The sequence below is a fragment of the Rhizobium sp. UFLA01-1127 genome, from assembly GCF_059803845.1.
Genome location: NZ_JAUQTZ010000190.1, coordinates 1 through 9,308, shown reverse-complemented (window position 1 = coordinate 9,308; position 9,308 = coordinate 1). Strand labels below are relative to the sequence as shown.

6 protein-coding genes are annotated in these 9,308 nt (G+C 59.9%); 2 read left to right on the top strand and 4 right to left on the bottom strand.

Features of this window, described 5'->3' with window-relative positions:
• The coding region (locus tag Q4Q11_RS29195; protein ID WP_498571656.1) for a glucosidase family protein at positions 1 to 1,395 on the bottom strand (1,395 nt) is incomplete at its 3' end.
• 374 nt (positions 1,396 to 1,769) lie between these two features.
• Between Q4Q11_RS29195 and Q4Q11_RS29190 the strand changes: the two genes are divergently transcribed.
• The gene (locus tag Q4Q11_RS29190; RefSeq protein WP_498571657.1) at positions 1,770 to 2,942 is read left to right on the top strand and encodes an ROK family transcriptional regulator; all 1,173 of its coding nucleotides are present in this window, start codon (positions 1,770 to 1,772) and stop codon (positions 2,940 to 2,942) included.
• A gap of 124 nt (positions 2,943 to 3,066) precedes the next feature.
• On the opposite strand, the gene Q4Q11_RS29185 is transcribed toward Q4Q11_RS29190, so the two are convergent.
• A complete protein-coding gene (locus Q4Q11_RS29185; RefSeq protein ID WP_498571655.1) occupies positions 3,067 to 3,378 on the bottom strand; it encodes a hypothetical protein in 312 nt (103 codons plus the stop codon).
• Between the two features lie 97 nt (positions 3,379 to 3,475).
• The gene (locus Q4Q11_RS29180; RefSeq protein WP_498571654.1) at positions 3,476 to 3,733 is read right to left on the bottom strand and encodes a type II toxin-antitoxin system Phd/YefM family antitoxin; all 258 of its coding nucleotides are present in this window, start codon (positions 3,731 to 3,733) and stop codon (positions 3,476 to 3,478) included.
• A 156-nt stretch (positions 3,734 to 3,889) separates the two neighbouring features.
• On the opposite strand from Q4Q11_RS29180, the gene Q4Q11_RS29175 reads away from it, so the two are divergent.
• Positions 3,890 to 4,126, top strand: coding sequence for a hypothetical protein (locus tag Q4Q11_RS29175; RefSeq protein ID WP_498571653.1), 237 nt, complete (start codon positions 3,890 to 3,892; stop codon positions 4,124 to 4,126).
• 76 nt (positions 4,127 to 4,202) lie between these two features.
• On the opposite strand, the gene Q4Q11_RS29170 is transcribed toward Q4Q11_RS29175, so the two are convergent.
• A partial coding sequence (locus Q4Q11_RS29170) for a glycoside hydrolase family 94 protein (protein ID WP_498571652.1) occupies positions 4,203 to 9,308 on the bottom strand: 5,106 nt, incomplete at its 5' end.

Below are 9,308 nucleotides of genomic sequence, written 5' to 3'. Positions count from 1 at the left end.
CAAAGCCCCTTCCATGGCCTTGAGGAGCCCCATCGCTCGCGATGACGAAATGGCTCCGTAACGGGATAGTGTCAGGCTATCGAGCACGAGATGATCCTCGACGAACCCGTCTGGGGTGATGAAGTCGGCATAGCCGTTTCTGCTCGGGACAAAAAGCCTGTCCTCGATTTCAGCGCGGGCGGACTGCGCTGTTTCACGCGCCTTCTGTGCCAACGCGGGATCGTGCTTGGCCCCCAATTTCGCCACTGCATCCAACGCGCCGACGAAAAGGCCGAGATTGTAGGAGACGAGACCTTCCCGATAGACATTGTCTGCCCAGTCCCTGTCATGTCGCGGCTTGAGCGGCAGCACGCTGCCAGGGCCTGCAAAAGCCAGATATCGTTTGACGATCGCCGTGACGAGTGGCCAGTATTGCAGCGCTTCTGCCGTATCGCCTGTGGCATCGGCATAGTCTGACAGAAAGAGGATGAAGAAAAGCGGGCTGTCAAAATGGTCGCTCCACCAATCCTGTGGGCGATTGTGGTGCTCCGGGACAGCCTTGCCATGATATTTTTCGGGATGGAGCCTGCAATCGAGAACGAAGTTCTGCCAGGCTTGCGATTGCGCCGGCCCTGTCACGATTACGCCGCTTGGCGCTTCTCCGTCAGGCTGGATTCCCTTGGCAAGCAGCCGAATTTGATCGCGCACCGTCTCCGGCGCCAGGCGCAGCAGCAGCTGCATCGTCCAGTAGCCGTCGCGATAATAGGTTCGCGCGGGCGCGCTATAGGCCTGGCCTGCGGCCAGACCGGCAAACACGCCGTTCTCATCGAGCCGGATACTGGAAAGCGCGGCGTGCGCGCCCTGCATCACCATGCTGCGCATCACAGGATCGGCCTTGGGCGCCAAGTCGCAACGGGCGACATAATTCGCAGACTCGGCGACGATCGCGTCGCCTGCAAGGCCAAGTGCAGCCTCGGCCTCGCTTTCTGAGGCCCCGACGGCAATACGAATATCGCCGTTACCGGCTTCGACGATCACCACCCCCCAGCCAGTCGCGACAATATGGCGATCGTCGCGTTTGATGCGTTTCGCCCTTGAATTATCCTCGCTGGCTTCATGCCACCAAGCGCCGCGGCGAGCCGGGAAAATTCCTTCGACACGAGCATTGCGGATCAGAAGAACGGGCTGCGACTGGGCGACGAAGATGCCGCCTGCTTTAGCAATAATCCTGTTTGGGCCGTAGATGTAAGGTCCGGCAAGCTTGGAAAAGCGCAGCTTTCCCAGGCGACCGCTTCCCCAAAGAGCAAGCTCTATATAGCCGTCTGGATGCGCGTCCGCCTGTAGCCGAGGCGCCATGATCGGCAGGATGACCGCGTCCCTGGTTGTGATTTCGCCTTCTGGTGTGGGGGTCATCATGGCGAGCCGAGCACCTTATCGATGAGCGATGTCGAAGATGAGATGACCCGTAAAGTCCGGGCCTTCATATCCAGCATCCGTGCCGGAAGGAGGCGTCATAGGACCCAGCGCGGATATGGACCTGCATCTCCTATCCCTCGGCCTCGCCTTCATGACTCCTCCGCAATTTGCTCAGCCATCAGGGCAGTCTATGGATTGGATGCTCAATTTGTCAATGGCGTGGACAAATTATCTGGGCCTACCCTAGCCGAGCGGCTGACGGTGGCTTTGAATTCGCGATATTTCCCTGGAATTTGACATGATAGCAATTCACGTTAAAGGAATTAGGCATAGGTCCCGAACTAATGAGAAACGGGCGCGAGAAAACAGCAATGATGCCTAATGCGACCCAGACACCGATAGCGCGAAAGATCTCTACAAACTCCGTTATTCGGACCATCCTTGCGAAAGGTCCTATTTCCCGCGCCGACATCGCCAAGCTGACGGGCTTATCCAAGCAAACGATTTCCGATGTCGTACGCCATCTGGAGAACAGCGGCTGGCTGAAGCCGACCGGATATACCGATGGGCGTCTGGGTCGAACCGCAATCACCTATGAGCTCGACGCACGCGCCGGTTTCGCCGCCTCCATCGATCTTGGCGGGACCAAGATCGCCGCAATCATCTGCGATCTGCTTGGAAATATCGTTGCCGAAACCAAAGTGCCGACGAGCCCTCATGGCGGCCTTTCCCTGGTCGATCAATTCCATAGCATCATAAGAGACCTTGCCGGCAGCGCCGGTATCGATCTCTCCAAATTGCGCGTCATCGTGCTGGGCACTCCAGGCGTACTTGACCCGGTCACCGGACATATCAATGTCGCTCCGAACATCCCCGGCGTCGAAACAATCGACCTGCGCCACCTCCTGAGTGATCGCACGGGTATTCCGGTCGTTATTGAAAACGACGTCAATCTCGCCGCGCAGGGAGAACGATGGCGCGGACATGGCTCAGCGGCCAGCAATTTTGTCTTCATGGCGTTGGGAACCGGTATCGGCATGGGCATCATTGCGAATGGCAGCCTCATGCGGGGAGCGCGCGGCGCTGCCGGAGAAATTGCCTATCTACCTCTCGGCGGAGAACCATTTGATCCGGATGGCTTCACCCTTGGCACTCTTGAAAGTGCGGTGGGTAGTGCGGCGATGGTACGGCGCTATGCTGGATATGGCGGCTCTGGCGAAAAAAGCGTAACGGAACTTTTTTCGGCGCTGGTTGCCGGTGAGCCGGCCGCAATTGCCGTGATCGAGGAAACCGCGCGATTGATCGCACTTGCCATTGCGGCCATCGGCGCTACGCTCGATCCGGAACTGGTGATCATGGGCGGCAGCATCGGCGCGCGCCCTGAACTTGTCGAAGCTATTCGCCGGTATCTGCCACGTTGCACACCCTACCCACCTCGTATCGAAATCAGCCAGTTCGGCAATCGGGCAGCCCTGGTCGGCGGTATCGGTATCGCGGTCGAGCACATGCACCAGGAGCTATTCGGCGTTGATTTGCAGGATCTTTGATCTGGCCATCGTGCCGCTTTGATGAACCGTTTGAGCATCGGTTCGAGAGATGGAGATCGGGGAAAAGCTGGAAGCTGCACCTCCTCGGGACCGGAATACGTTGTCCCCGGATACTGGCGGCATTTCACTCGATACGACTTATTCTGGCATCAGGGCTTGCGAGGAAAGGCTTGAAGGCTGCCGCGATCTTCGCAAGAAACCCTTTGCTGAACGATCCCAGCACTTCAGCGCTTGGATCGTAGTAGAACGATACTTCCGCCAGATCGTGATTGAACTCCGATACGGTGATCCATGAATCCTTCCACTCACGAATGCCGGCGCGGCGGCATTCGAGTTGTGGAATTTCCAATGCCGTCTGGTCGGAGCGAGGCGGCGTTCCCGAAATGGCCAGCAAGATAAGATTCGTCTGATTGCCCTTGGGAATCGCAAGCACCATGCAAACCGGCCGGCCCTTTCGTCCTTCCGTTTCTCCTTTGTCGCGCTGCCACGCCCAGAGATAAGGGTAACGGATTACGGAACCGTTGGCGGGGACGTCAGCCATTGACGTCCCCGCCTTCCTCTATCAGCCGGTCAAGTTCGGGCAGGATCATCGCTGCCAAGTCTGCGGGGGCTTCATTCGGACCATAGACCCGGCGTGGATCGCCTCGGCTTTTCAGAGCTTCAAACTCGTCGTAGGTCATGAGGACATATCTTGGCTTACGATGCTGCGTGATTGCGACAGGCTCGCGATCTGCAGCCATGGTCACGGTCTTGATGTCTCGCAGCAATTCGACGGTCGAAAATTTTTCCATCACCACGCTCCCTTCCTTCAAACAAATATACAAATTATTTGACTATTTTACAAGCTTATGGAGTTCCTCCCGGCCATAATCAAATCGCTCCGTGGACGAATCCCGGAAAACCTGAGCTCACCACTCGTTTCCGCACCAAGGAGCGATGCTTTCGGCTTGGCTGCATTAGATCTTCAGAATTCATGGCATCGCTTTTGCGCCGCAGGTAAGAGCATCGGTATTCCCTTCTTGCCCGAGGCCGTCCTAAGGCGTGATGCCGGAAAGTGCCAAGGGACTTCGGACGACATCCTGCTCTGCTCTTTATTTCAGGTCGAACAGACCCAAAATCATCCCGCCCTGGCCATGGAAGGCAAGGTGCTGGAGAGGATCGATTTCCGTCAAGTAGGTTCCTGACGCGTTCTGCCGCCCGGCATGTCGGCGCCAAGCGGCAGAAATCCATTTCTGGCTTCGAATTGCAACGAGATCTCGTTTACGAGGAGCCGAGCAGATATCCCTCTTGCAAGTCGTCGATGACAGTTCCGTTGATCGCGACCGAATACTCTCCCGTCGCACCTGTTCTTGAAATCGAGACTTCGTATCGTCCGCCGGGCAGCTCCAACCCGGCCGAGTAACCGTCCCATCCGGCCGGCAGCGCCGGCTTAATGTGCAAGCGTCCGCTTTCGGCGCGAATACCGAGGATACCTTCGATCGCAACGCGATAGAACCAACCGGCCGAGCCGGTATACCAGCTCCAGCCGCCCCGGCCTCTAAGGTCGCCTTCACCATAAACGTCACCGGCGATCACATAAGGCTCGACGCGATAAATGTCCGCAGAGGATTTATCGAGGGCATGGTTGATCGGATTGAGCATTTCGACAGCGCGCCAGGCGTCTTCGCCACGGCCCATCCGGGCAAGAGCAAGAGCTGCCCATGTTGCGGCATGGGTATACTGGCCGCCATTTTCACGCACACCCGGCGGGTAGGCCTTGATGACACCGGGATCGTTGACCGGCTTGATGAACGGCGGCGTCAGCAGGCGGATGAGCTTGCCGTCGTCATCGACCAGTTTGGCGAGGACCGCGTTCATCGCCATGTTGCTGCGGTCAGCATCCCCCTCGCCCGAGAGCACGCTCCAGGATTGGGCGATCGAATCGATCTTGTCTTCCTCCGACTGGCTGGAGCCGAGAGGAGCGCCGTTGTCGTAATAGCCCCGGCGATAATATTCGCCGTCCCAGCCGGCCGTTTCGATCGCGCTCTTGAGCTTTACCAGATGATCCGACCAGCGGCCGGCGCGTTGCGCATCGCCACGCGTTTCGGCGTAAGCGATGAAGCGACGCAAGGCGCCGGCGAGGAACCAGCCCAGCCACACGCTTTCGCCGCGGCCGGCGACGCCGACGCGATCCATCTTATCGCACCAGTCGCCGCTCATCATCAGCGGCAGTCCGTTGACGCCCGTGCGCTTGATCGAGAGATCGAGGCCGAGAGCGGCATGCTCGTAAAGCGATGCCGTTTCGTCGGAAACACGCGGCTGCAGGAATGCGTCGTACTGGCCGGGGCTGAGCTGCGCGCCTTCGACGAAGGGCAGCATTTCGTCCATGATCGAACTGTCGCCCGTCACCGTGCAATATTGGTCGACGGCATAAGCAAGCCAGACGGGATCGTCGGAGATGTTCGTGCGAACGCCGGCGCCGCTATCTGCCAGCCACCAGTGCTGGAAATCGCCCTCGCGGAACTGGCGCCGGCCGGTATTGAGAATCTGCTTGCGCGCGATCTCAGGCGAATGCAGCAGGAAGGCCAGCGAATCCTGCAGCTGATCGCGCAGGTTCCACGCGCCGCTCGACTGGTAGAAGGCGGTGCGGGCCATGATGCGGCAGCTATAGGTCTGATAGGGCAGCCAATTGTTGACCATGAAATCGAGGCGCCGATCCGGCGTCGAAATACGCGTCTTGCTGGTAAAATCCTTCCAGAACTTACGTGTATTCTCAAGAACCTCCGCAAAACCAATGGAGCGGATGCCGGCGATGAGAGCGGCGGCTTCCTCCTGCGAGGCGGCGTCACCCATATAGAAGCAGATATCACGCACTTCGCCAGGCTCGATCGTCAGGTCGAATGCCATGGCAGCGGCCGGATCGCCATCCAGATCGACGGCATTGGAAAGCCGCGAGCCGGCCGAGACCGTGCGCGGTTGCTGGATCGTTCCGTGCCGGCCGATGAATTCGCGGCGGCTGGTGGAAACGCTCGACGGTGCTTCACTTGCCGCGAATGCTGCGACGCGCGTCCCGAAACTGACGCTGAACGGATTTTTCGCGAAGACCGCTCCACTCACACTGTCGAAGCTCGATAGGATGAACGGTTTGCTCTTCGTCGGGTTGTTGCCGAGAATCCATTCGGCATAGCCATAAAGACGCAGCTTGCGTGCTTCGCCGGCATCGTTGCGGATGCGCAACTGCGTCAGCTTGACCGGCTTTTCCATGTGGAGGGTCTGGGTGACCTCCAGGGAAATCTCGTCCTGAACCGTCGAGAAGACCGAGTAGCCGAGGCCGTGGCGAGCTTCGAAGCGCGTGTCTGCGCGCTGCGCCAGAGACGCGTAGGGCACGATGACGGAGCCGCGATCGAGATCCTTCAGATAGAAGGCTTCGCCCGGACGGTTCGTGACCATGTCATTGGTCCAGGGCGTCAGCTGATGGTCGCGGGAGTTCTGGCCCCAGGTGAAGGCGGCACCTTCAGCCGAGACATGGAAGCCGAAACTCTCGTTGGCCATGATGTTGACCCACGGATGCGGTGTCTGTTCGCCGCCGGAAAGGCGCACGACATATTCGCTGCCCTCGGCCGCGAAACCGCCGTAGCCATTCCAGAAGGCAAGATCGCTGCCCTCGGCCGGCGGGATCCCGGCAGTATCGCGAACCATGCGCGGCACCAGGGTGGAATCGCCCCATTGACCCAGCAGCGCCGGCGAACCGGAAACGGAACGAGCCTTCTGCAGCTGATCGATGAGGCTGCCGTCGCGACCGCGCAGCACGACGCGCGAGGCGGCGATGATGGCGTCGTAGGCTTCCGCGTCCATCAGATCCTTGCGCAGGACGTAGATGTTGCGCTGGATGCCGGCAATTTCGCTCGCGTGACGCGCCGCGTCGCAGAGCTGGTCGATGGTGCGCTGCATTTCGGCAGCCGCCTCACCGGCGCGTTCGTTGAAGACGACGAGATCGACCTCGACCCCGCGCGATTGCAAGAGCCCCTGCGCACGCAGCAGTTCCTTGACGAGATCCGTGCCGAGCTCGTCGGTGATGCGCAAGGTCATCAGCGGCGCATCGCCGGACAGTGTCGCTCCCCAGAGAACGGACTGCGACTTCAGGCCTTCGCGAACCGCCGCATTGTCGGCGCGCAGCGCCATGTCGGGATAAATGATGTAGCGGGCAAAGCGCTGATAGGCGGCGGCCTCCTTGGAATTGACACCGATCTGGCGCAACTGGCTCTGCGTTCTCGTCCAGGCCTGAACGAGACCCTGGGCAAAGCTTTCCGGCTGGCGATAGTGCTCGACGGCCGCTTCCAGTTCGGCGCGTTCGGCCGCAGCAATGGTCCAGAAGGTTACGCTGACCTTTTCTCCGGCCGGCACGCGAAGTGTGCGGCGCAGCGATAGGCAGGTATCCATCGTGAAGCCGCTGCTATTCGAAAGTTCCGCACCGGCGTCGAAGGCGGCAGCTTCCGTCAGCGTGCGCCCTCGGCCGAGGAAGCGCATGCGATCCGTCTCATAATGTGTCGTCAGATTTTCGCCCGACGTGTCGACGATGAGATGGGCAATGGCGACCTCGGGATCCGTCACGCCGCGCTTCTGGCGCTCGACGAAGATGGCGTCGCCTTTCGCGGCGATTTCGGTCTTCAGGAACATGCGGGCAAAGACGGGGTGCCCCGTATCGACGGCATCGAGTGTGGCGACAGGCTCCATATAGGAGGTCACTTCGATCACCCGGTCTTCCGTGCCGGTATTGCTGATTGTCAGGCGGCGGCCTTCCGCATCGTAATTGCTTGCGACGAAGACTTCCATCTCGCTCGTCAGCTCGCCGACGGTCTTGATGAACTCCGCCTTGTCGTCACTGAAGGTTACCCGCACATGCTCGTTGGCGATCGAGCGCGGCTCTGCGGTTGCAGACCACCATTCGTTCGATGCGGTGTCGCGCATGAAGACGAACGAGCCCCAGCGATCCTCGGTCGGATCGGCGCGCCAGCGGTTGACGGAAAGGTTCTTCCAGCGGCTGTAGCCCGAACCGGTCGCCGTCAGCATGGTAGAATAACGACCGTTCGACAAAAGCAGCAACTCGCGCTCGCGCGATGCCGGGTCTTCCAGACGACGCACTTCGGGACGCATCAGATCGCCCTGGATGGTCGCAGGCGCATCGGTTTCGTGTTTCGAGGCCATGACGGGGATATCGCGCGGCGCCTTTTCCTGCAGCAGCAACTCCGCCGCCTCGATCACGGGATCCGCGTGGAACAGCTCGCGCAGCAGGCCGTCAAAGGCAACGTTGGCAACGGCTGCGATCGACATGCCGTGATGATGCGCATAGTAGTTGTAGACCACCGCGCATTGCTTGCCCTCGGGCACGCGGTTTGCCGTGAAATCGACGGCATCATGGAAACCATACATGCCGAGCGCGCCGACCGCCCGCAACCGGTTGAGGTTTTCGAGGGCTGCGACCGGATTGTACTGGCTGGCCAGCAGCGAGGCATAGGGCGCGATGACGGCATTCTGTCCGAGACCGCGTTTCAGGCCGAGCGTCGGCACGCCGAAATTGCTGTACTGATAGTTCATCTGATGATCGCGGGCATTGAAGGCCGCTTCCGAGATACCCCAGGGCGTGCCGAGCTTGCGGGCATAATTCATCTGCTCGAGAACGATCAGATTGTTGGTCTGGTTGAGGATCCCGCCGCTGCGCTCCTGCATGACGAGGGGCGGCATCAGATATTCGAACATCGAGCCGGACCAGGAGACCAGCGCACCGCGCGTGCCGACGGGAACGACGTGGCGGCCGAGCTTGTACCAGTGCTCGGTCGGCAAATCACCCTTGGCCACGGAGAAGAGGCTCGTCAGGCGAGCTTCAGAGGCGAGCAGATCGTAGCAGGCGGCATCCACTTCTTCCGTCTCGACCCGGAAGCCGATCGACAGCAGCCGGCGCTCGGGACGGTAGAGGAAGCTGAAATCCATGGTGAAGGCGATTTCGCGGGCGCGATTGCCAATTCGGATCAGTCTTTCGCTGATGTCCGGTGCCTGCGAAACATCGAAAGCCTTGTCGACCAGATGAAGTTCGCAGGTTTCGACCAGTTTTTCCGCCCAATGGACGACCTCGTCACTCTGAGCAGTCTTGACTTCCCTGTCGAGGCTTCCGGCAAGCTCGCGGATTTCTCGTGCCTGTCCCGCAAATCGCTCGATCAGGCCCGAGGAGAACTCCTTCTCCCGTTTGCCGGTGGCGACCGCCGCTTCAAGCTCGGCAATCCGGCCGTCGAGCCGGTCATGGAGCGATCGGTTCGACTTCGTATCGTCGCCGAGCTCGGAAAGCACCTCGCGTAGAATTGCGGCGACATCGCCGATGCCGTCGAGATCCGT